This is a genomic window from Paraburkholderia sp. BL6665CI2N2 (genome assembly GCF_004366535.1).
Lineage (GTDB): Bacteria > Pseudomonadota > Gammaproteobacteria > Burkholderiales > Burkholderiaceae > Paraburkholderia.
On sequence record NZ_SORC01000001.1, the window covers coordinates 1419343 to 1442313 of the forward strand.

19 protein-coding genes and 1 pseudogene are annotated in these 22971 nt (G+C 61.7%); 14 read left to right on the forward strand and 6 right to left on the reverse strand.

Annotated elements, in window-relative coordinates:
- Window positions 1-110: 110 nt before the first annotated feature.
- Entirely contained in the window at window positions 111-1016 is a 906-nt protein-coding gene (locus B0G81_RS06355) for a cation diffusion facilitator family transporter (RefSeq protein ID WP_134133916.1), read from the forward strand.
- Window positions 1017-1032: 16 nt separating this feature from the next.
- Here B0G81_RS06355 and B0G81_RS06360 read toward each other — a convergent pair whose 3' ends face one another.
- Window positions 1033-2013 (reverse strand): aldo/keto reductase, encoded by a 981-nt coding sequence (locus tag B0G81_RS06360; protein ID WP_106277207.1) that lies wholly within the window; start codon window positions 2011-2013, stop codon window positions 1033-1035.
- A gap of 235 nt (window positions 2014-2248) precedes the next feature.
- On the opposite strand from B0G81_RS06360, the gene B0G81_RS06365 reads away from it, so the two are divergent.
- Window positions 2249-3322: a purine nucleoside permease gene (locus B0G81_RS06365; RefSeq protein ID WP_134133917.1), complete on the forward strand. Its 1074-nt coding sequence runs from the start codon at window positions 2249-2251 to the stop codon at window positions 3320-3322.
- A 222-nt stretch (window positions 3323-3544) separates the two neighbouring features.
- Here the strand turns inward: B0G81_RS06365 and B0G81_RS06370 are convergent, their stop codons facing one another.
- Together B0G81_RS06370 and B0G81_RS06375 are read right to left on the reverse strand one after the other, a co-directional pair.
- Complete coding sequence (locus tag B0G81_RS06370) at window positions 3545-3850, reverse strand: DUF4148 domain-containing protein (protein ID WP_106277210.1); 306 nt, start codon at window positions 3848-3850, stop codon at window positions 3545-3547.
- Between the two features lie 242 nt (window positions 3851-4092).
- Complete coding sequence (locus tag B0G81_RS06375) at window positions 4093-5097, reverse strand: LysR family transcriptional regulator (RefSeq protein ID WP_106277212.1); 1005 nt, start codon at window positions 5095-5097, stop codon at window positions 4093-4095.
- 183 nt (window positions 5098-5280) lie between these two features.
- Here B0G81_RS06375 and B0G81_RS06380 point away from each other — a divergent pair, with 183 nt between their 5' ends.
- From B0G81_RS06380 to B0G81_RS06435, 12 genes are all read left to right on the forward strand, one after another.
- Complete coding sequence (locus B0G81_RS06380) at window positions 5281-6135, forward strand: alpha/beta hydrolase (RefSeq protein WP_116123944.1); 855 nt, start codon at window positions 5281-5283, stop codon at window positions 6133-6135.
- 45 nt (window positions 6136-6180) lie between these two features.
- Window positions 6181-7437: an efflux RND transporter periplasmic adaptor subunit gene (locus B0G81_RS06385; protein ID WP_134133918.1), complete on the forward strand. Its 1257-nt coding sequence runs from the start codon at window positions 6181-6183 to the stop codon at window positions 7435-7437.
- Window positions 7438-7493: 56 nt separating this feature from the next.
- A complete protein-coding gene (locus tag B0G81_RS06390) occupies window positions 7494-10679 on the forward strand; it encodes an efflux RND transporter permease subunit (RefSeq protein WP_121309082.1) in 3186 nt (1061 codons plus the stop codon).
- Between the two features lie 13 nt (window positions 10680-10692).
- Window positions 10693-12285, forward strand: coding sequence for an efflux transporter outer membrane subunit (locus B0G81_RS06395; protein WP_134133919.1), 1593 nt, complete (start codon window positions 10693-10695; stop codon window positions 12283-12285).
- A 182-nt stretch (window positions 12286-12467) separates the two neighbouring features.
- A complete protein-coding gene (locus B0G81_RS06400; protein ID WP_116123350.1) occupies window positions 12468-12935 on the forward strand; it encodes a helix-turn-helix domain-containing protein in 468 nt (155 codons plus the stop codon).
- Complete coding sequence (locus tag B0G81_RS06405; RefSeq protein ID WP_134133920.1) at window positions 12935-13537, forward strand: PIN domain-containing protein; 603 nt, start codon at window positions 12935-12937, stop codon at window positions 13535-13537. The genes B0G81_RS06400 and B0G81_RS06405 overlap by 1 nt, the downstream gene beginning before the upstream one ends.
- Window positions 13538-13879: 342 nt before the next feature.
- A complete protein-coding gene (locus B0G81_RS06410) occupies window positions 13880-14719 on the forward strand; it encodes a MetQ/NlpA family ABC transporter substrate-binding protein (RefSeq protein ID WP_106277221.1) in 840 nt (279 codons plus the stop codon).
- Window positions 14720-14762: 43 nt separating this feature from the next.
- The gene (locus B0G81_RS06415) at window positions 14763-16157 is read left to right on the forward strand and encodes an LLM class flavin-dependent oxidoreductase (protein ID WP_134133921.1); all 1395 of its coding nucleotides are present in this window, start codon (window positions 14763-14765) and stop codon (window positions 16155-16157) included.
- Window positions 16158-16172: 15 nt separating this feature from the next.
- Window positions 16173-17333: an ATP-binding cassette domain-containing protein gene (locus B0G81_RS06420; RefSeq protein ID WP_134133922.1), complete on the forward strand. Its 1161-nt coding sequence runs from the start codon at window positions 16173-16175 to the stop codon at window positions 17331-17333.
- The gene (locus B0G81_RS06425; RefSeq protein ID WP_134133923.1) at window positions 17326-17982 is read left to right on the forward strand and encodes a methionine ABC transporter permease; all 657 of its coding nucleotides are present in this window, start codon (window positions 17326-17328) and stop codon (window positions 17980-17982) included. Before B0G81_RS06420 ends, B0G81_RS06425 begins: the two co-directional genes overlap by 8 nt.
- Before the next feature lie 160 nt (window positions 17983-18142).
- Window positions 18143-19345: an acyl-CoA dehydrogenase family protein gene (locus B0G81_RS06430; RefSeq protein WP_134133924.1), complete on the forward strand. Its 1203-nt coding sequence runs from the start codon at window positions 18143-18145 to the stop codon at window positions 19343-19345.
- A 60-nt stretch (window positions 19346-19405) separates the two neighbouring features.
- Entirely contained in the window at window positions 19406-20734 is a 1329-nt protein-coding gene (locus B0G81_RS06435; protein WP_134133925.1) for an Nramp family divalent metal transporter, read from the forward strand.
- A gap of 145 nt (window positions 20735-20879) precedes the next feature.
- On the opposite strand, the gene flhC is transcribed toward B0G81_RS06435, so the two are convergent.
- From flhC to B0G81_RS06450, 3 genes and pseudogenes are all read right to left on the reverse strand, one after another.
- The gene (flhC, locus tag B0G81_RS06440; protein ID WP_106277232.1) at window positions 20880-21449 is read right to left on the reverse strand and encodes a flagellar transcriptional regulator FlhC; all 570 of its coding nucleotides are present in this window, start codon (window positions 21447-21449) and stop codon (window positions 20880-20882) included.
- A 14-nt stretch (window positions 21450-21463) separates the two neighbouring features.
- Window positions 21464-21784 (reverse strand): flagellar transcriptional regulator FlhD, encoded by a 321-nt coding sequence (gene flhD / locus B0G81_RS06445; protein WP_007177882.1) that lies wholly within the window; start codon window positions 21782-21784, stop codon window positions 21464-21466.
- A 639-nt stretch (window positions 21785-22423) separates the two neighbouring features.
- Window positions 22424-22835: pseudogene (locus B0G81_RS06450) on the reverse strand (YeeE/YedE thiosulfate transporter family protein); the annotation flags it as partial.
- Window positions 22836-22971: the final 136 nt, after the last annotated feature.

The window sequence follows — 22971 nt, forward strand, 5'->3', positions numbered from 1 at the left end:
AGCACGTTGCAAACAACACCCGGGTTGGACGCATGCCGCCCGGCATGCCCATAATACGGGCTGTTGCCCATCGAAAGCTCTTTGCAAACTCACGGACGCCTTCCACGACGATGAAAGAAGAATCGCCGAAAGCCATTTTCTACGCGCTCGCCGCCAACCTCGGCATTGCCATCTGCAAGTTCGCCGCCGCCGCGTTCACCGGTTCTGGTTCGATGTTCGCCGAGGCCATTCACTCCACCGCCGATTGCGGCAATCAATTGCTGCTGCTGTTCGGTCTGCGCGAAGCTCGCAAGCCGGCGAGCCCGCTGCATCCCATGGGCGGCGGGCGCGAGATCAACTTCTACTCGCTGCTGGTCGCGCTACTGCTGTTCTTTGTCGGCGGCGCGTTCTCGGTGTATGAGGGCGTGCATCGTCTGTTCGTGCACGAGCCGTTGCAGTATGCCTACGTAGCGCTGGCGGTGCTCGGCGTGTCCGTGGTGCTCGAGGCGCTGTCCTTGTGGGGCGCCGTCAAGGAAATCCGCAAGACGCATCCCGACAAAAGCATGTGGCGCTGGTTTCGGGAGACGCGCGAGTCCGAGCTGCTGGTGGTAGCGGGCGAGGATATCGCCGCGCTGGCGGGCCTGGCGATAGCCTTCGTGGCCGTGCTGCTCACCATGATGACCGGCAATCCTGTCTACGACGCGCTGGGGTCCATCGGCGTCGGCGTGTTGCTCATGGTGATCGCGTGGCTGGTGGCGCGTGAAGTGAAGTCGATGATCGTCGGCGAATCGGCAAGCCCCGAAGTACGGCGCGCGATCGAGGCGCATCTGCGCGGGCGCACCGAGATTCGCAGCATCATCAATATGATTACGCTGCAATGGGGGCGTCATGTGGTGGTGGCCGTGCAGGCGGAAATGATCGACTACGCGAGCGGCCGCGCCATGGTCGATGCGATCAACGTGATCGAAGCGGACTTGCAGGCCACCTTCCCGCAAGTCCGCTGGGTGTTCTTCGAACCGGAAGTGCCGCGCGTTTGAGCGGCACGTCTACGGCCTACTCGAAGCCCGTCACCGCATGCGGCACATACAACTCTTCGAGCCGGCCGATTTCCTCCGCGCTTAAGTTGAGCGAAAGCGCGGCCACCGCATCGTCGAGATGATGCAGCTTGGTCGCGCCGACGATCGGCGCGGTGATCGGCTTCTTCTGCAACACCCACGCGAGCGCGACCTGTGCACGCGGCACGCCGCGCTCGCTGGCGATCTGGCTGACCCGTTCGACAATCCGACGATCGGCGTCTTCCGTCTGCGCGTACAGCGTGCGGCCGAATTCGTCGGTTTCGGAGCGCGCGCTTTCGGTGCTCCAGTCGCGCGTCAGGCGGCCGCGCGCGAGCGGGCTCCACGGAATCACGCCGATACCTTCGCTTTCGCACAGCGGCAGCATTTCGCGCTCTTCCTCGCGGTACAGCAGATTGACGTAGTTCTGCATTGTCACGAAGCGCGTCCAGCCGTTCTTCTCAGCCACATGCAACGCCTTGGCGAACTGCCACGCATACATGGACGATGCGCCGATGTAGCGCGCCTTGCCGGCCTTCACGACGTCGTGCAACGCTTCCATGGTTTCTTCGATCGGCGTGCCGTAGTCCCAGCGGTGGATCTGATACAGGTCCACGTAGTCCGTGCCGAGGCGCCGCAGGCTGTGGTCGATCTCTGACATGATCGCCTTGCGCGACAGGCCGGCGCCGTTCGGGCCCGGATGCATGCGGCTATTCACCTTGGTGGCCAGCACGATCTCGTCGCGCTTCGCAAAGTCCTTGAGCGCACGGCCGACGATTTCCTCGCTCGTGCCGTCGGAATACACGTTCGCAGTGTCGAAAAAGTTGATGCCGTAATCGAGCGCCTGCTTGATGAAGGGACGCGCGGCTTCGTCGTCCAGCGACCACGGATGGGTGCCGCGAGACGGCACGCCGTAGCTCATGCAGCCGAGACAAAGACGCGATACATCGAGGCCGGTGCGGCCGAGTTTCACATAGTCCATTGAGGTGCTCCTGTTATGAAGTGCACAAAGCCGGTGCGCTGCGGACTATCGATTATAAGAAAACGCCGAAGAACGCGTGCTGCGCCGATTCGTACGCCTCTCCGTACAGTGCGCTGGAAGCGCGGGCCGATGGTGCATCGCGTAGTGGAAAATAATTTCTTCGCATCTATACTTCTTTCGGCCTGAAAAGCAGCACTCTTTCCCAACCTGCATCACAAGCAAAAGGAAGATCACGATGCTGACTCGCTCACTCGGCGCCGTCTGCGCCATTACCCTCGCGGCATGCGCGGCCCTATCGTCCGGGCCGGCCAGCGCGGACGACAACGACGGTTTCTCGCGCGGCGACGGCGGCTCGCACGGGCAGCCCGTCAAGGTGATGATCATTTCGATGTTCGGGCCGGAGGGGCAGGTGTGGCTCGACAACCTCGGGCCGTGGCGCGAGATTACGGTGGACGGCCTGTCGCCCGATTACCCGACCGTCCACTGCAACCGGCAAGACGTGTGCGTGATGACCACCGGCATGGGACACACCAACGCTGCCGCGTCGATCATGGCGCTGACGTTCTCGCCGCGTTTCGATTTGCGGCGTACGTACTTCATGGTGGCCGGCATTGCCGGGATCGATCCGCAGCAGGGCACGGTGGGCTCCGCCGCGTGGGCGAAATATCTGGTCGACTTTGGGATTCAATGGGAGATCGACGGGCGCGAGATTCCGCCCAACTGGAATACCGGCTACCTCGGCATCAACACGAAGAGTCCGTCGGATAAGCCGCCGCTCGACTACCGCACTGAAGTGTTCCAGTTGAACACGCGGCTCGCGAATACGGCGTTCGCATTGTCTCGCCACGTGACGCTGTCCGATAACGCGCAGGCTCAGGCCGCGCGGGCCAAGTATTCGTATGCACCGGCAAACCGTCCGCCAACCGTTATTCAATGCGATACGCTCGCGGGCGACACCTGGTGGTCAGGCACCCTGCTCGGGCAGCGAGCCCGCGACTGGACCAAAATCCTGACCGATGAAAAAGGTGTCTACTGCACGACGCAGCAAGAGGACAACGCTACCTACGAAGCGCTTAAGCGCGCGGCTTCGGTACACAAGGTGGATTTGAATCGTGTTGCCGTGTTGCGCGCGGGCTCCGATTTCGACCGGCCCTACGACGGGCAGACGAGTGCGGACAACCTGCTGAACTATGCCGCGCAAGGCGGCTTTACGATCGCTATCCAGAACCTGTTCCTCTCGGGCAATCCGCTCGTGCAGGATATCTCCACGCGTTGGGGCGAGTGGCGTGACGGCGTGCCGAGGCGCTAGGTCTCTGCAAATGTGACTGTGCCCGCGGACCAGGTCCGCGGGCACTCGCTGCTACTTTCGACATTTAGTGTTGCGGCGCGCGATACGGCGTCCACACAGGGGTATCGGTGTCCCAATTGTCGAGTTCCGAGGGTGTCATGATGAGCTCCTTTTTGAAGAGTGCATGAATGGCGTCGCAATGACTATTTCTTTTGGAAACCGAATCATTGCAGCATTCTGGTTTTACTGTCCGTTGGCCACGCGCGTAACGTCGCCGCTCGTGCCTTCCTGCAGCGCGATGCGGGCTGCCTGAGTTTGACCGATCAGGCCTTTATTCGGGTACGTTGTGCGGTTGAGCGAGGGCAGCGAGCCGTCGCGATAGGCTGCGACGAGTTCGGCCTTCACTTCTTCGCGCGATTTCGCGGTAGTGCTCGGCGTGGGTTGCGTTTCGTATGTACCTGCGCGGCCAATTCCGCCGCCGCCTTGTGCGAACGCCGGAGCGCTCACGATCAGCGAAAGAGCCAGACCTGCTAAGAGATTGCGTTTCATGATTCACTCCTGTCGATTCGTTTGCAGCACGAGCGGCGCTGCGACAGGGTGAAATGTAGACTTCGAGGCAGTGCGGATAAACCGCACTTTCGCGAAATGAATTGTCGCGATTCCAGAACAATCGCGCCGACATTAGGTGAAACGCCTTGCCGGCGTTGCCGCAAAAAGAAAACCGCGGCATTAGAGCCGCGGTTGGAATTCACTGTTCCAGATTCTGCGCTTCAAACTTCAATTCGCGCGAATTACGCGACCCATTCCGTTATCACCGGTGTGTCGAGCATTGGAGCGGACTCGCGTTCTTCGAGCGTGCGCTTCGTGCAGGTTGCGTCCAGACTGCCACGTCCGCTCAATAACGGACAACGGTCGAACAGCTCCGCAATCCAGTCTACGAAAACGCGGACTTTAGGCGACAGATGCCGGCTGTGCGGATAGACTGCCGAAATTGGCATCGGCAAGGGCTTCAGTTCCGGCAGCACTTCGACCAGTTGACCCGACCGCAGATGCGGCAGCACCATGAAGAGCGCAGGCTGAATCAGGCCGAAGCCTTCCAACCCGCAGGTCACGTAGGCGTCCGCGTCGTTCACCGAGACGATGCTCTTCATTTTCACTTCAACTTCTTTGCCATCAACCATGAAGGCCCAATCGAGCGTGCGACCCGTGCGGCTCGAAAAGTAATTGACTGCTTTGTGATTCTCCAGGTCTTCGAGCGATTTCGGCATGCCTGCACGCTCGATGTAGTCGGGGGCCGCGCAGGTCACGCCCTCAAACAGACCGATTCGACGCGCCACCAGCGAGGAATCCTGTAGCGCGCCGACCCGCACCACGCAATCCACGCCTTCCTGCAACAGGTCAACCGGCCGGTCCGTCAGGCCGAGTTGCAGATCGATGTCCGGATAGCGCGTGTGGAATTCACACAGCGAAGGAATCACCAGCAAGCGGCCGATCGACCCCGGCATGTCGATGCGCAGCTTGCCGTGCGGCTTTTTATTGCCGCTTTGAAAACTGGCCTCGGTCTCTTCGACGTCCGCGAGGATGCGCACGCAGCGTTCGTAGTACGCCGCGCCGTCCGGCGTGAGCGACAAACGGCGCGTGGTCCGATGCATCAGACGCGTGCCGAGGAACGCTTCGAGGTTCTGAATAATCGTGGTAACCGATGCGCGCGGCAAGTCGAGCGTTTCCGCTGCACGGGTAAAGCTGTTGGTGTCGACAACACGAGTGAACACTTGCATGGCCTGAAGCCGGTCCATTGCAGACCTCCAATAGGGGCTGGCGCGCTGAGCAGGAAAGGACTCCACCACGAATCCGCGGACAATCGCTTTCGATTGTTCAGGGGCGCCGAATTGTGTTGCCGGATTATAGGCATTTATTTACGAGTCTGCCGAACCCACAATTCGCACCATTGAAGTTCTATGCGCATTGCGCGGCTCGACATGGAAGCATTTAAACCGCCGTACTCCTTTGTGCCCGCCGGCAGCAGCCCGGCAGAGGCCGACAGCACGGCACTCGAAGTCACTGACGTGCAGATCGAAGGGCACGCGCAGGACATTACGTTGCGTCTGTACAGGCAGGAAAAGAAAACCGCACTGCCGGTACTGCTTTATTTCCACGGTGGTGGATTTACGAAGGGCTCGATCGATCAGGCCGACTACGCCTCGCGTTATTTCGCAGAACACTTACCGGCTCTGGTCGTATCGGTCGGGTACTCGCTGGCGCCGCAGTTTCCGTTTCCGGCTGCGCCTGAAGACGCGCATCGCGCGGCGCTGTGGGTGCAGACCCGGGCGCGCGCGTTTGGCGGGAATAGCAAGAAGGTTGGCGTGGCCGGCCACGACGCTGGCGGCCAGTTGGCCAATTGCCTCGCTTTCATTGCGCGGGATCGCGGTGACGTGCGCATTTCCGCCCAAGCGCTGTTTGGGCCGATGCTCGATCCGAGTCTCACGCGCCTGGGCGACGAAAAGCGCCTCGGCTCGGACATCACGGCAAAAGAGTGCGCGGCGTGTTATCGCGCGTATCTGCCACAAGCGTCGCAGCGTATGCATCCGTACGCCGCGCCGCTCGAATCGTCGCGTCTCGCGGGCCTGCCGGCCACGCTGATCGCGACGGCGCAAAACGACGTGCTGCATGTGGAGGCGGAGAAATACGCCAGCAGTCTGATCGACGCCGGTGTGCTGACCCAGGTGGTCCGCTATCCGAGTGTGTCGCATGCCGCGCTGGCCGATCATCCGCCCGCCTTGCAGGAAGCGGTGCGATTTTTTCAGTGGCGCTTCGATGCACGCGCCCATCGCTGAAACAGAAATAAGCAGAACTTTAATCAACGATCTCGGGAGCTTCACATGACTATCCTTCCTCTTTCCCGTCGCCGCGTGGCGATTGCCGCACTTGCTGTCATCGTCGTGGCCGGGCTGGGCACGTTCGGCGCGATCCGCGTGGACGCGAGCTCGCCCGCCGCGCCAACCATCGTGCCGGAAGTCGATGTGGCCACGGTGGTGCAAAAAACGATCACCGATTGGCAGAGCTACTCGGGCCGTCTCGAAGCCGTCGAGAAAGTGGACGTGCGTTCGCAAGTGCCGGGCACCATCGTGTCCGTCAACTTCAAGGACGGTGCGCTCGTGAAGAAGGGCGACACGCTGTTCGTGATCGACCCGCGTCCGTATGCGGCCGAACTGGATCGCGCGGAAGCGCAACTGGCCGCCGCGCAGGCGCGCACGGGCTACACGCAAAGCGATTGGGAACGCGCGCAACGTCTGATCACCGACAACGCGATCGCCAAGCGTGACTATGACGAGAAGCAGAACGCCGCGCGTGAGGCGAGCGCCAACCTGAAGGCCGCGCAAGCCGCCGTCGAAACCGCCCGCATCAATCTCGGCTACACCAGGATTGTCGCGCCGGTGTCGGGCCGTGTGTCGCGTGCGGAAATCACCGTGGGCAACGTGATCTCGGCCGGCGCGACTGCTGCGCCGCTGACCACGCTGGTGTCGGTGTCGCCGATCTACGCATCGTTCGACGCGGACGAACAAACCTATCTGCAATACCTGAGCCGGGCGAAAGACGGCAGCAAGGTGCCGGTGGAACTCGGTCTCGCGGACGAAAGCGGCTACTCGCGCAGCGGCGTGATCGAATCGGTGGACAACCGCCTCGACACGTCGTCGGGCACGATCCGCGTGCGCGCGCGTTTCGATAACCAGGATGGTGCGTTGATTCCCGGTTTGTATGCGCGCGTGAAGGTCGGCGGCAGCGAGCCGCATCCGGCGCTGTTGATCGACGACGCCGCGGTCGGCACCGACCAGGACAAGAAGTTCGTGCTGGTGGTCGATCAAGGCAATCACGTCGTGTATCGCACGATCGACGTGGGCGGCATGCAGGGCAATCTGCGCGTGGTGAAGGGCGGTCTGAAGGCGACTGACCGCATTGTCGTGAACGGCATCCAGCGCGTGCGTCCCGGTGATGCAGTGCGCGCGCACATGGTGCCGATGACAACGGATGGCGATCCGAACAGCGCGCCGCTTGCAGAAAAGCAGACGCCCGCACAAGCGCAATCGCAGTCGCAGGCCCAAACGCAAACGCGCACCAAAGCGGACAAGAATTCGTGAGCCTCGCGCGCCGTGGCCTGACTGCGCGGCGCACGCTCCAACGTTAAGAGCTTCCCATGAACATATCCAAATTCTTCATCGATCGGCCGATCTTTGCTGGCGTGTTGTCGGTATTGATCCTGCTGGGCGGCATCATTGCGCTCTTCAAGCTGCCGATTTCGGAGTACCCGGAAGTGGTGCCGCCGTCGGTGGTGGTCCACGCGCAATATCCGGGCGCGAACCCGAAGGTGATCGCCGAAGCGGTCGCGGCGCCGCTCGAAGAGCAGATCAACGGCGTCGAGAACATGCTGTACATGCAGTCGCAAGCAAATAGCGACGGCAATCTCACGCTTACGGTGACCTTCAAGCTCGGCACCAATCCTGACCTCGCGACGCAACTCGTGCAGAACCGCGTGAATCAGGCGCTGCCGCGTTTGCCGGAAGACGTGCAGCGCCTCGGCATCACGACGATCAAAAGCTCGCCCACGCTGACCATGGTGGTGCACTTGATCTCGCCGAACAATCGTTACGACATGACGTATCTGCGCAACTATGCGCTGTTGAACGTCAAGGACCGGCTCGCGCGGATCCAGGGCGTCGGCGAAGTGCAATTGTGGGGTTCGGGCGACTACGCGATGCGCGTCTGGCTCGATCCGCAGAAAGTGTCGCAACGGGGTTTGACGGCGACCGAGGTGGTCAATGCGATCCGTGAGCAGAACATTCAGGTGGCGGCCGGTGTGATCGGCGCATCGCCTTCGGTGCCGGGCACGCAATTGCAGTTGTCGGTGAACGCGCGTGGCCGTCTCAAGACTGAGGGCGAATTCGGCGACATCATCGTCAAGACCACGCCGGACGGTGGCGTGACCTACCTGAAAGATATTGCGCGGATCGAACTCGCGGCTTCGGAATACGGCCTTCGTTCGCTGCTCGATAACAAGCCGGCGGTGGCGCTCGCCATCAACCAGGCACCGGGCGCGAACTCGCTCGCGATTTCCGATCAGGTGCGTACCGCGATGAAGGAACTCGCGGAAGACATGCCCGCGGGCGTCGAATACAAGATCGTCTACGACCCGACGCAGTTCGTGCGCTCGAGTATCGAAGCGGTCGTGCATACGCTGCTCGAAGCGATCGCGCTGGTGGTGATCGTGGTGATCGTGTTCCTGCAGACGTGGCGTGCTTCGATCATTCCGTTGATCGCGGTGCCGGTGTCGATTGTCGGGACGTTCTCGTTACTGCTCGCGTTCGGCTTCTCGATCAACGCGTTGTCATTGTTCGGCATGGTGCTCGCCATCGGGATCGTGGTGGACGATGCGATCGTGGTGGTGGAAAACGTCGAGCGGAACATCGAAAACGGGCTCAGTGCGCGTGATGCCACGTATAAGGCGATGCAGGAAGTGAGCGGGCCGATTATCGCGATTGCGCTGACGCTCGTCGCCGTGTTCGTGCCGCTCGCGTTCATGACTGGTTTGACGGGGCAGTTCTACAAGCAGTTTGCGATGACCATCGCGATCTCGACGGTGATCTCGGCGTTCAACTCGCTGACCTTGTCGCCGGCGCTGTCCGCGATGCTGTTGCGCAGCCACGGCGCGAAGGAAGACTTCCTGACGCGCGTGATGAATCGCCTGCTGGGTGGTTTCTTCAAGCGCTTCAACAAGGTCTTTCATCGCGGTTCGACGGCGTATGGCCGCGGCGTGACCGGCGTGCTGCGCCGTAAGGGCGCGATGCTTGCGGTCTACGCGATCCTGCTGGGCGCGACCGTGCTGATCTCGCGCGTGGTGCCGGGTGGCTTCGTGCCGGCGCAGGACAAGGAGTACCTGATTGCCTTCGCGCAATTGCCGAACGGCGCGTCGCTGGATCGCACGGAGAAAGTGATTCGCGACATGAGTTCGATCGCGCTGAAGCAGCCGGGCGTGGAGAGCGCGGTGGCGTTCCCGGGTCTGTCGGTGAATGGCTTCACGAATAGCTCCAGCGCGGGCATCGTGTTCGTCACGCTCAAGCCTTTCAAGGATCGTGGCAACAAGAAGCTCTCGGCCGGCGCGATTGCCGGTGCGCTGAATCAGCAATACGGTGCGATCAAGGATTCGTTCGTCGCGGTGTTCCCGCCGCCACCCGTGCTCGGTCTCGGCACGCTCGGCGGCTTCAAGATGCAGCTGGAGGATCACGGCGCGCTCGGTTACGCGGAGTTGAACAAGGCCGCGGAAGCATTCGTGAAGAAGGCCGCGCAGACGCCTGAACTCGGCCCGACCTTCTCGAGCTATCAGATCAACGTGCCGCAACTGAATGTGGATCTCGACCGTGTGAAGGCCAAGCAGCTCGGCGTGCCGGTCACGGACGTGTTCAACACGATGCAGATCTATCTCGGCTCGCTGTATGTGAACGACTTCAACCGCTTTGGCCGCGTGTATCAGGTGCGGGTGCAGGCGGACGCACCGTTCCGTCAGCGTGCCGACGACATCCTGCAACTGAAGACGCGCAATGCGGCAGGCGACATGGTGCCGTTGTCGTCGCTGGTGACGGTGACGCCGACCTTCGGTCCGGAAATGGTGGTGCGCTACAACGGCTATACGGCTGCCGACATCAACGGTGGACCGGCGCCGGGCTTCTCGTCGGGCCAGGCACAAGCCGCGGCCGAACGCGTGGCGGCGGAAGTCTTGCCGCATGGTGTGAAGCTCGAGTGGACTGACCTGACGTATCAGCAGATTCTGGCCGGCAATGCGGGCTTGTGGGTGTTCCCGATCAGCGTGCTGCTCGTGTTCCTCGTGCTGGCCGCACTGTATGAAAGCCTGACGCTGCCGCTCGCGGTGATCCTGATCGTGCCGATGAGCGTGCTGTCCGCGCTGACCGGCGTGTGGCTCACGGGCGGCGACAACAACATCTTCACGCAGATCGGTTTGATGGTGCTGGTGGGCTTGTCGGCGAAGAACGCGATTCTGATCGTCGAGTTCGCTCGCGAACTGGAGCATGACGGGCATACGCCCCTGTCGGCGGCAATCGAGGCGAGCCGCCTGCGTCTGCGGCCGATTCTGATGACGTCGATCGCATTCATCATGGGCGTGGTGCCGCTGGTGCTGTCGAGCGGAGCCGGTTCGGAGATGCGTCATGCGATGGGTATCGCGGTATTCTTCGGCATGCTTGGTGTCACGCTGTTCGGTCTGATGCTGACCCCTGTGTTCTATGTGGTGCTGCGTACGCTGGCGGGCGGAACGATTCACGTCGCGCAGAAAGATTCGCCGCACTATGGCGCGCCGGTGACGGACGCTTGAGGAGAAAACAATAATGAAACGCTATGAATCTTTGAGCGGGTGGGGCCGGGCGGCTGCCAGCGGTTTGCTGGTCGCGTTGCTCGCCGCCTGCTCGTTGGAGCCGACTTATAAGCGGCCTGAAGTGGATGCGCCGGCTGCGTTCAAGGAAGCGCCCGTGGCGTCGGCTGCTGCCGCGCCCTCGGGGGCGTCGGGTGTATCGGCGCAGGACAACGGCACCTGGAAACAGGCCCAGCCCGCCGACGACGCGCATCGCGGCGAATGGTGGACGATATTCGGCGACCCGCAACTCAATGCACTCGAAGAGCAGGCGTTCGCCGCGAATCAGGACCTGAAGGCGGCCGCGGCGCGCGTGCAGCAGGCGCGTGCGGTCACGCAGGCAGCGAAGTCGGACTGGTTCCCGAAGCTCGATGCGGGCTTCGGCCCGACGCGCCAGCGTGCGTCGGCGGCGTCGCAATTTCAGCCGGATAGCGCGGGCGGCACCAACGCCACGATCTGGCGCGCGCAAACCACCGCGTCGTACGAAGCGGATCTGTTCGGGCGGGTCGGCTCGAACGTGAACGCGTCGCGTTCGGACGAGCAGCAAAGCGAAGCGCTGTTCCGTTCGGTGCAATTGTCCTTGCAGGCAGACGTCGCGCAGAACTACTTCCAGTTGCGCGAGCTCGATACGGATCAGGACCTGTACCGTCGTACCGTGGCGTTGCGTGAGGACACGCTGAAGCTGGTCGAACGGCGCTTCAAGGAAGGCGATATCGGCGAGCTGGATGTATCGCGGGCCCGCAACGAACTGGCGAGCGCGCGTGCGGATGCCGTGGGCGTGGCGCGTCAGCGCGCGGCATCGGAACATAGCCTCGCGATTCTGCTCGGCAAGCCGCCGGCGGATTTCTCCTTCGCGGAGGCGCCGCTGGCTCCGGTGACGGTGCGTGTGCCGCCGGGCTTGCCTTCGGATTTGCTGGAACGCCGGCCGGATATTTCGGCGGCGGAGCGCGCGATGCAGGCGGCGAATGCGCGTGTCGGCCTCGCGAAGTCGGCGTTCTTCCCGAAACTCGACATCACTGGCGCAGCCGGTTTCGAATCGGCGACGCTCGGCGACCTGTTCAAGTGGTCGAGCCGCGCGTTCATTCTCGGACCGATTGCCGGCACGGCGCTGACGCTGCCTCTGTTCGACGGCGGCCGCCGCAAGGCGAACCTCGCGCAAGCCCGTTCGAAGTATGACGAGGACGTGGCGCAGTATCGTCAGCAGGTGCTGGTGGCGTTCCGTGAGGTGGAGGACAACCTGTCCGACTTGCGTTTGCTCGACGATCAGATGCGCGAGCAGAACGACGCGGTTCAGGCCTCGCAACGGGCGGCGCATCTGTCGCGCACGCAGTACACGGAGGGTGCGGTCAGCTACCTGGACGTGATCGACGGCGAGCGGCAGGTGCTGACTTCGCAGCTGCAGGCGAGCCATCTGTCGGGCACGCAGGCGGTGGCGACCGTCAATCTGATTCGCGCGTTGGGTGGCGGCTGGGGTGATGTGAAGGCGGCGGACACGGCGGTGGGAGCGGTTGCGCCGGCATCCGCTCCGGTGTCGGCGGCCGCTGCCGTGCAACAGGTGGCGAAGCAATAAATCGTTGAATTACAGACGAGCGGTGGACGCCGGGTCGCGCGAAAGCGCGGCCCGGCGTTTTTCGTTAACCGAATCCACATAGAAACCAGTGCGATGTGATCGCGTTGCAAATATTTCAAATGTTGCGTTTATTGCGTTTGTGGCGAGGATTGACTTATACTCGAAGGTAATTGGAGTCGAACATGACAACCGCCACACCCGATCGCATCATCCTGTCGGACGACGACGCAACCGTGCTGTCCGCCGCAAGCCGCCTCATGGGCGCGGCGCTCGATCATTCGCGCGCGCACAGTGTTGCATTGGTCGAGGAGGGGGCGGACGGAGATCTCGCCCGTATCGAGGTTCCACCCGCCACGCTGCGGGTGCTCTCGCGTGTGCTGGCCATGATGGCCAGTGAGCAGGTGTTCGTTCTCTATCCCGCCGACACCGAATTGACCACCAAGCAAGCGGCAGATTTGCTCGGCGTATCGCGGCCGTTTCTGATCGCTCGCCTTGAAGCCGGCGAACTGCCTTTCCGCAAGGTCGGGCGGCATCGCCGCATGTTGATGGACGACGTGATGCGCTACAAGGAAACCATGCGTGCAACACGCAAGAGCAGCTTGGACGAGATCGTGGCCGACAGCGAATCGATAGGCGGATACGATCTGTAATGCTGTCGGTCGATCGCTTTACCGTCGTGCTGGATGCGTGTTCGCTATTTCCCATGGTGGTGCGCGACGTATTGCTGACTTTCGCCGATCACGAGTTCTATGCGCCGAAGTGGTCGGCGCGCATTCACGAAGAATGGACCCGCAATCTCGCCGCCCGTTTCGCGGACAAAAGCGCGGCTAACGACGCCGCGCCGAAGATCGCTGCGATTCGCAACGCGATGGACCGCACGTTTCCCGACGCGCTGGTCACGCAGGTACTTCCGGATTCCGGCGAAATTATCGACGTCGACGAGAAAGACCGGCATGTCGTCATGACGGCGGTGGCGGCTCGCGCGGATGCGATCGTCACCTTCAACCTGAAGGATTTTGCAGCAGAACAACTGGAGTCCAGCCTGCGTATCGAGGTAAAGCATCCTGATGTTTTTATCCTCGATCTGATCGACCTGAATGAGAAGCGCGCATTGGCTGCGTTCAGGGACTTGCGAGCACGTAAGCGTCGACCACCGTGGACCGTGGACGAATTGCTGGACCGGCTCATACGGGCCGGTCTGGTTCAAACCAGCGCGTGGTTGTCGAGCGCGGACGTGCTGCCGCTGCTGTAACTTCGGATCTGGCCACGGCGCGTGGCACGCCCAAATCATTTTTCCCGCTTTCCATACAAAAATCCCTTCGTAGACCACCGCTTTGCCGCCCACTATGATGAGTCGCACCTCATCTGGAGAGAGGCGATGACCTGTCCGACCTTCCGCTGTCCGCGCTGACCCGTTTGCCCGTCTTGTCGCTGCCACGCGCGGTTTAAGCCGCACGCAGTGGACTTTCCGTTGCCCGACCTATCCGGCAAGCCTGGATGGCGTCTCAAAGATCATCCCTTTGTAGACGCCTCAAAGCATGCCGCTGGATCGGCTCGCCTCGAATCGAACCACGCCCGAAATCACGAGTTCACCATGCGCATTTTTCTGTCAAACGTGCAGCGCTTTTTCCACACGCCCGCCGTCTCGCTCATCAGCGCGTTCGGTCTCGCACTCGCTTTACAGGCCACGCCCGCTTCAGCGGCCGATTCGCCCACGCTGAAAATCGGCACCGCGACCAGTCCGCAAATCGAAGCGCTCAAAATCGCCGCGCGCGAAGCGAAAGAGCAGGGCCTCGACGTGAAGATCATCGAGTTCACGGACTGGAACACGCCGAACGCGGCGCTCGCCAACAAGGACATCGACGTCAACTATTTTCAGCACATTCCGTTTCTCGAGAATGCGAAGAAGCAGGGCGGCTATGACTTCGTCGCGATCGCGCCGGGCACGATCATGAAGATCGGCCTGTACTCGAAGAAGATCAAGCGCTTCGACGAATTGAAAGACGGCGCCACGGTCGCGATCGCCAACGACCCGGTCAACGGCGGACGCGGCCTGCTGTTGCTGCAGCGTGCCGGTCTCATCAAGCTGAAGCCGGGCATCGACTATCGCGCGACGACGCTCGACATTACCGACAACCCGAAGCATCTAAAGATCGTGCAGCTGGAAGCATCGCAACTGGCGCGTTCGCTCGACGACGTCGATCTCGCACAGGGTTACCCGAGTTTCATCAAGCTGGCCGGCACGACCGATCCGAATAGCGCTCTGCTGTTCGACGGCCTGGAAAACAAGAACTACGCGATTCAATGGGTGGTGCGTCCGGAAAGCGCCAACGATCCGCGTATCCGCAAGTTCATCTCGATCTATCAGCATTCGCCGGCCGTGCGCGCCGCGCTCGACAAAGCCTTCGGCAATCTCTACGCCGTCGCGTGGTAAGCCGAGCGGTCAGCCGAAACTGGAAAGCCAAAGGAGTCGCACGATGGCGAAGAAAAAGATCCTGCTGAACGCGTTCAACATGAATGCGGTCGGCCACATCAATCACGGGTTGTGGACGCATCCGCGCGACCGCTCGGCGCATTACACAGACCTCGACTATTGGACGAGCCTTGCGCAAACGCTGGAGCGCGGCAAGTTCGACGGGATCTTTCTCGCGGATATCGTCGGCGTGTACGACGTGTATCAGGGCGGTCCGGAAACGCCTTTGCGCGAGTCGGTGCAGATTCCGATTAACGATCCGTCGCTGATCGTGCCCGCGATGGCGCACGTGACCCAACACATCGGCTTCGGCGTCACGTCGAATCTGACTTACGAGCCGCCGTATCTGTTCGCGCGCCGCATGTCGACGCTCGACCATCTGACCAAGGGCCGCGTGGGCTGGAACATCGTGACGGGCTATCTGGACAGCGCGGCGCGCGGCATGGGACTCGCGCAGCAGATCAGCCACGATGACCGCTATGACCGCGCCGACGATTACATGGACGTGGTCTACAAGCTGTGGGAACAGAGTTGGGAAGACGACGCCGTGGTGCGCGACCGCGCGGCGCGCATCTTCTCGCATCCGGACAAGGTGCATCGCGTGAAGCACGACGGTCCCTACTATTCAATCGATGCGATTCATCTGAGCGAGCCGTCGCCGCAACGCACGCCGGTGTTGTATCAGGCGGGATCGTCGAGCCGTGGCGTCGATTTCGCGGCACGTCACGCTGAATGCGTGTTCGTCGGCGGCCAGAACAAGCAACTGACGCGCTCGATTGTCGACGACATCCGTGCGCGTGCGGTGAGCTTCGGCCGCGCGCCGGACGACATCAAGATCTTCGCGGGCATCACCGTTGTAGTCGGCGAAACCGAACGGGCCGCGCAGGAGAAATTCGAGGAATACCGCCGTTATGCGAGCGCCGAAGGCGGCATCGCGCATTTCTCCAGTTCGACCGGCATCGACTTCTCGCGATATGAATTGGACGAACCGATCTCCTACGTGAAGACCGAGTCGATGCAATCGGCCGTCGAGGCGATTTCGAAGAAGAGCGTGAGCGGTGTCTGGACCAAACGCAAAGTGCTCGAACAGATGACGCTCGGCGGCCGCGCGAAGCCGGTGGTCGGCTCGCCGCAGCAGATCGCGGACGAACTGGTGTCGTGGATCGAGGAAGCGGGCGTCGATGGCTTCAATCTGACACGCACGGTGATGCCGGAATCGTTCGAAGACTTTGTGAATCTGGTGGTGCCGGAATTGCAGAATCGCGGTGTCTATAAGGAAGATTACGATCCCGCGCCGACGCTGCGCGAGAAACTGTTCGGCGCAGGGCGTGCCCGGTTGCCGGACGTACATGCGGGCGCGCAGCATCGTCGGCGCGTGCAAGCCACCGCGCAAGCGTAGAAAAGGAGCGAAACCATGGCCAATCTTTTCGACGTGCCGCAATTCATCGAAGACGCGCCGTCTCTCACCGTCAATCCTGATTCGCATGCAACAGCGGCGCAACCCGCCGTGATATTCGACAACGTCGGTAAGGTATTCGCCGACGCTCGCGGCGTGTCCACCGCGGCGCTCGCCAACGTCACGTTGAATGTGGCGCGGGGCGAAGTGTTCGGCATTATCGGCCGCAGCGGAGCCGGCAAGTCGACGCTGTTGCGCCTCGTCAACGGCCTGGAAAAACCGAGTTCAGGCGCGGTGCGCGTGAATGGCGTGAGCGTCGGCGAACTCGACGAACGCGGACTCGTGGCGTTGCGCCGGCGCATCGGCATGGTGTTTCAGCACTTCAATCTGCTTTCGGCAAAGACGGTGCGCGAGAACATTGCATTACCCCTGAAAATCGCCGGCGTGCCGAAAGCGGCGATCGACAAAAAAGTCGATGCGCTGCTGGAATTAGTGGGTCTGTCCGCCAAACGCGACGCGTATCCGGCGAGCTTGTCCGGCGGCCAGAAACAGCGCGTCGGCATTGCGCGCGCGTTGGTCACCGACCCGGACATTCTGCTTTGCGACGAGGCCACCTCCGCACTGGATCCCGAAACGACGCAAGCCATCCTCGCGTTGCTGCGCGATATCAATCAGCGCCTGAACCTGACCATCGTATTGATCACGCACGAAATGCAGGTGATTCGCGAGGTCTGCGATACGGTTGCGGTGATCGAGCGTGGCGAGGTGGTGGAGACCGGTCCGGTGTGGCGCGTGTTCGGCGATCCGCAACACGATGCGACGCGCGCGTTGTTGCGCACGCTGGTGCATGACTTGCCGATCGACCTTGCGCAACGGATCAAGCCGCTGCGCGACATCGCGCAGGCGGACGCGCAGATTCTGCTGGACGTGCGTTTCACCGGCGACGATGCGCGGGAGCCTGATCTTGGTGGCCTTGCGTCGGCGTTGAGCGTCGATGGTGGGCGCGTGAGTTTCGTGCATGGCGGCATCGACAGAATTCAGGGGCATGCGCAAGGGCGCCTCGTGGTGTCGGCGCAAGTGCGCGCGGACGAACGCGCCACGATGCAAAAACAGATTGCGGCGCTGCTCGACAGCGCACGCCGCTATGCCAATCATGTCGAGGTATTGGGCTATGTCTGAATTGTGGCTTTCCGAACTCGCCGATGCGATTCGCGACACCATCGTCATGGTCGGCGTGTCCGCATTCGTCGCGGCGCTAGTCGGCATTCCGCTGGCGCTGCTGCTGGTCACGACGACACGCGGCGGCATCTTCGAGAAACGCGCGGTGAACAGCACGCTCGGTGCGCTCGTCAACGCGTTTCGCTCCACGCCCTTCATCATTCTGCTGGTTGCGTTGCTGCCGCTCACGCGTTTGCTGATCGGCACGACGATCGGCGTATGGGCCGCGATCGTGCCGCTCAGTATCGCGGCGATTCCATTTTTTGCGCGCGTGGCCGAAGTGAGCCTGCGTGAAGTGGACCGCGGGTTGATCGAAGCCGCACAGGCCATGGGCGCGCAACGCCGCCACATCATCTGGCATGTGCTTCTGCCTGAGGCGCTGCCGGGCATTTTCGGCGGCTTCACGATTACCGTGGTGGCGATGATCGGTTCATCGGCGATGGCGGGCGCGGTCGGTGCCGGCGGCCTCGGCGATCTGGCGATCCGCTACGGTTATCAGCGTTTCGATACGACTGTGATGGTGACGGTGATCGTGCTGCTGATTGCGATCGTCACGGCGGTGCAGTTCGTCGGCGACCGGTTCGTGCGGCGGCTGGCGCAGCGGGTGTAATCGTTTTTTACCACGCGCGCGGCGGCTATTTGCATGAAGAATAGGCGCTCACATTTGCGGCGCTCGCGTCGCGGCCTATCATACTGACTACAGCATCAAGCTTAGTCATAGGCGCTTCGTCCGCCGCCGCTCGCCGAACAGATCTTCAAATGGAAATTGCATGAACGATCCTCGTCATGCCGATGCGTTGCAAACGCCTCAGGCATTCGCTGCGCCCGAGGTGCACGATCTCACGGGTTTGCTCGACGCTTTGCGTGCGACGGCCGCCCGGCGCGATATCGACGGCGGCCACGCCGCACGGGAAAAACAATGGATCGCCGACGCGGGGCTGCTCACGCTCGCGGTGCCGCGCGAATTCGGCGGCCTCGGTGCGCGCTGGCCCGACATCTACGAGACGATCTGCAAGATCGCGCAAGTGGACAGCGCGCTCGCGCATTTGCTGGGCTTCACGTGCCTCCAGGTGGTCAGCGTCAATGTATGGGGCAATCCGGAACAACGCGCCCGCTATCTGAGCGGCACGGTCGAAGGACGATGGTGGTGGGGCAACGCCGTCAATCCGCTCGATACGCGACTCGTTGCAAGCGCAACCGATGACGGCGGCTACCTGCTCGACGGCCAGAAGGGCTTTTGCTCCGGCACCCGCGGCTCGCAGATGATGACGGTCTCCGCGCACGATCCGCTCACCGGCAAACCGGTGTTCGGCGTGGTGCCGACGACGCGCGAAGGCATCACCGTTCATGAGGACTGGAACCCGATCGGTCAGCGTCAGACCGACAGCGGTAGCGTGTCCTTCACGCGGGTCAAGGTCGAGCCCGATGAAGTGATGGTGCGGCCGGACACGCCGCATGCGAGTTTGCGCACGCTGATTTCTCAACAGGTGCTGACCAATCTGTTCGTCGGCATTGCCCAGGGCGCGCTCGACGAAGCGCGCGCCTACGTCACGCAGAACGGCAAGCCTTGGATCTATTCCGGCGTCGACAAGGCCACCGACGATCCCTACCTGATCCAGCGCTTCGGCGAAATGCGCCTGCAAGCGGTGAGCGCCGAAGCGCTGGCCACGCGTGCGGCCTGGTTGCTGGAAGACGCGTGGCAACAAGGTCCGGCGCTTTCCGCGGAAACACGCGCGCAGGTTGCGCTCGCTACGTCGGAGGCGAAGATTGTCGCGCATCGTGCCGCGCTCGACGTCAGCGAAAAACTGTTCGACGCGTGTGGCGCCCGCGCGACGCACGCACCGCTCGCGCTCGACCGTTTCTGGCGTAACGCCCGCGTGCATACGCTGCATGATCCGCTCGACTATCGCGTACGCGACGTCGGCCGATACGCACTCACCGGCGCGTTGCCGGAAGTTTCTTTGTACACTTGAGGCGGTTCGCGGCGGCCGGCACGAGGCGCCGCGTTTTATCCCCTTCAAGAGACTCCCGGATTGCAGTTCAAACTACCGACCACCGCAACGGCGCCGTTTTGCCCGTCCGAAGTGCAAGGCTCCGTGGCCGTCTCGCCGGGCGCGCCGTTCTGGAAGAAGATCCTGCAATTCGCAGGCCCCGGCCTGTTGATCTCGATCGGCTATATGGACCCAGGCAACTGGGCCACCGACATCGAAGCCGGATCGCGCTATGGCTACAGCCTGCTGTTCGTCGTCATGCTGTCGAGTCTCGCGGCGATGGCGCTGCAATGTCTGAGCATGCGCCTGGGCATCGCGACCGGGCGCGACCTCGCGGCGTTATCGAGAGATCGTTATTCGCCGGCTGTGGCGCGCTTTCAATGGCTGCTCGCGGAATTGTCGATCGTGGCGTGCGATCTGGCTGAAGTGCTGGGCGGCGCGCTCGCCTTCCATCTGCTATTCAAATGCTCGCTGACCACCGGCGTCCTGCTGACCGCGTTCGATACGTTGATCGTGCTTGGCCTGAAGGGCAAGAACTTCCGCGATCTTGAAGCGATCATGCTCGGCCTGATCGCGACCATCGGCGTGGGATACATCATCGAGCTCGCGCTGGTGCGGCCGCATTGGCCGTCGGTCGCGCAAGGGCTGATTCCGTCCTGGCAGGCTTTGAGCTCGCGCGAGCCCATGTATCTGGCGATCGGCATTCTCGGCGCGACGGTCATGCCGCATAACCTCTATCTGCATTCATCGATCGTGCAGACGCGCGCAGTGAAGCGTGATTCCGCCAGCATCCGCTCGGCGATCGGCATGTCGCGCATCGACACGATCGTCTCGCTGGTGTTGGCGCTGCTGATCAATATGGCGATCCTGATTCTTGCCGCCGCGGCGTTCCATGCCACCGGCCACAACCAGGTCACCGAAATCGAAGACGCGTACAAGTTGCTCGCGCCGATCGTCGGCACCGGTTTCGCGGCAGTGTTGTTCGCGGTGACTCTGCTCGCCTCGGGACAAAGCTCGACCTTCACTGGCACCGTGGCGGGGCAGGTCATCATGGAAGGCTTCCTGAAGCTGAAGATTCCGTGCTGGCAGCGGCGCTTCATTACGCGAGCGCTCGCACTGATCCCCGCGCTGATCGGCGTGCAGATGATGGGCAACGGTGCGGTCGGCAAGCTGCTGGTCGCAAGCCAGGTGGTGCTGAGCCTGCAATTGCCGTTCGCGCTTTATCCGCTGATCCGCATGACCAGCGACCGTTCGTTGATGGGCGAGTTCGCCAACACGCTGCTGACGCGGTTCGTTGCGTGGACGCTGTTCGTGGTGATCAGTGCGGCGAACCTGTGGCTGGTGGTGCAGACGGTGGGATTGGCCGGCTGATGGGTTTTTCGCCGTGCGGCTCATGCAGGCGACGGTGCGCATGGGACGAAAAAAAAGTCCGCTCACAGGCGGACTTTCTAATCAAGGCTTCGGTTCGAATCGGGCTGGACCTGCCCTCATCGAGTCAGCGGCGCTCCGCTTTCGCTCAGGCAGCTTGCGCGATCTGTGCTGCTTCGAGCGCTTCCTGGCGGGCAGCGGCGGCTTTCTTCGTCTTGCCGGCACGCGACGGCGGCTGGCACGCGCCGCACACCACGTTGTGCTGCAGATCGTGTTTGTGCGCTACAAACTTGCCGGTGCAACGGCAGCATTTGGTCAATTGCAGGATTTCGGCGTCGAAGAAACGCACCAGCGTCCACGCACGCGTCAAGTCCAGCACGGGTTCGGTTTCGCTGTGCTGGCAATGTTCCAGATACAGCCGATACCCTTTGGTCAGCGCGTCCAGATGCGAGCAGCGCGCTTCGTTCTTCAGAAACAGGTAGGTGTTGTAGAACAGCGACGCGTGGATGTTCGCGAGCCACGTCATATACCAGTCCGCCGAAAACGGCAGCATGCCCTTGGGTGGCGACACGCCCTTGACCTCGCGATACAAGCGGATCATGCGGTCGCGTGAGAGCGTCAATTCACTCTCGAGCACTTGCATGCGTGCGCCCAGTTCGATCAGTGCAATGGCGCGGAATACTTCCTGTGCGTCTTCCGTCAGGCTACGCTTGAGCATCGCAGTCACCTCGATTAAGCGAACTGTTCAGCCGGCTGGCCTGCAAGCAGGATCGCCGCGTGAGTCGGTGCCACTGCGGTGTGCTTCGTCGTTTGCGTCAACGCCGACAACATCGAGTGGTCGTTGAAGCGGAAGAAGCACAAAAGCTGATCGGAAGCGGCCAGCTTGACGATCTGCGCGAGCGACAGCCCGGCGAGCAAATCAGCCAGTTCCGACGACAGTCCCAGCCGGAACATGCCGACCGGTTTGTCCTCACGCAACATACGTTGCGCAAGCATGATGTAAGACAAGTTAATCTCGCGGATTGAATCCAGCGTCTCGCTGCTACGGTCCATTTCTGTTTATTCCGAAGCCCCGAATTACTATGTCGGCATTTTTTGCCGTTATGTCTTTTGTGCCTCACCGGAAACGTTGTCCTCCGGCTACGGGTCACCACCTGATACAGATGGCGACCTTTTGATACATCGCGTTACATTTCGTAACAGCTTGGGACGAATTGTATGAAGGGTAAAACAAGAAATCAATCCCTTCTCAAAAAAATATCTCAAAAAGATACATCAAATTTCGGTAACTCTTTCACGGTCCTGTAATAGACGATGCCGCGTGGATTTTCCGCTATGGAAGAGCTTTGTCTGATCCATGGAAACCCTTGTATTACGGGCGTTTGGCGTCTTCGTCTGAGGAAACGGGGAGCGTGAGCGGTGAATCGGTAATTCCCGCACGACGCAGAAAGGAAATAGAAAGCGAGCGCAATAGAGAGTAATAAATACCTGTATTGAGCGCTACATTGGGGACGCAACAGAGATGTAACAGCTTGGTGCGGCCCCGGTTACAAACAAGGCCGCGTTTGTAACGTCCTACGTAACATCTAGCAACCGGCCGATCAAACGTGTTCGACTTCGAGGCCGACGGCCGGCCGCAGACGCGTGCCCAGCACGTTCCCGGCGAAAGCGGCTACCAGCCAAAGCCAGCCGTGCACAGGTGCCTGACACGATGCCGATGCCCAATATGAAGGCGCCGACCAGTACTGACGTGCCCGCCGGCGCGACAAGCCCGACGACTGGATGGCACGAACACCGTGCCGGCTTGCAGCGCAGGGAAGAAGAGCAACACGCCGAGCGCGAGCCTCAGCATCTGGGCGCGCAGGCCGGCGCCGCGGCCGTCGGGGATAAAAAACCGCCACGCCGACGTGAAGCCAAACGCCGCGTGATACAGCGACATGCCGAGCAGCGCGCCGACAAGATAGAGCGCCGCCTGGCGGCCGCTGACGGTCTGCGCCAGATACACGGCGCCGAGTGCGATCAGAACGAGCGCGGTGCCGAGCGGTTTCGGATTGGTGTCGAAACGGTGCGGTACGCGCGGAAGCGAAGTGGAGAGGTCGGACATGTGCGTGACAAGCGATGGGGCGAGGGTAGCCGAGGATGGCTGAAGCACCGTTTTTCGGGGCGGGTGCGGCGACAAGGCAGTCAAAAAAGTAGCACGGATCGCGTGCCGCGGCAGGGCGGTTGAACGAGGGTAACGG